We start from the raw sequence: 262 nt of genomic DNA, 5'->3' as shown, positions 1-262 counted from the left end.
GAAAGAGCACCTCGCCATCGACGAGGCTCGCAAGCTCAAGATTCCGGTCGTCGCCATCCTCGACACCAACTGTGACCCCGACGAGGTGGATTACGCCATCCCGGGTAACGATGATGCCATTCGTTCGGTGTCCCTACTGACCCGCATCATCGCCGACGCCGCCGCTGAGGGCCTCATGGCTCGCTCGGCTGGTAAGTCTGGTGAGCAGCCTGCTGAGGCCGAGCCCATGCCCGACTGGGAGCGCGAGCTCCTGGAGGGGGAC

Annotated in this window: 1 protein-coding gene; it reads left to right on the top strand. The window is 64.5% G+C overall.

The features are described 5' to 3' along the window. Positions 1-262: 30S ribosomal protein S2 (gene rpsB / locus FVA95_RS29965; RefSeq protein ID WP_149666987.1), on the top strand; the 262-nt coding region annotated here is incomplete at both ends.

Origin of the sequence: Pseudonocardia sp. EV170527-09 (assembly GCF_008369905.1) — a bacterium.
Classification (GTDB): domain Bacteria; phylum Actinomycetota; class Actinomycetes; order Mycobacteriales; family Pseudonocardiaceae; genus Pseudonocardia.
The sequence above is the reverse complement of the archived record's forward strand: the minus strand, read 5'-3'. Positions and strand labels throughout refer to the sequence as shown.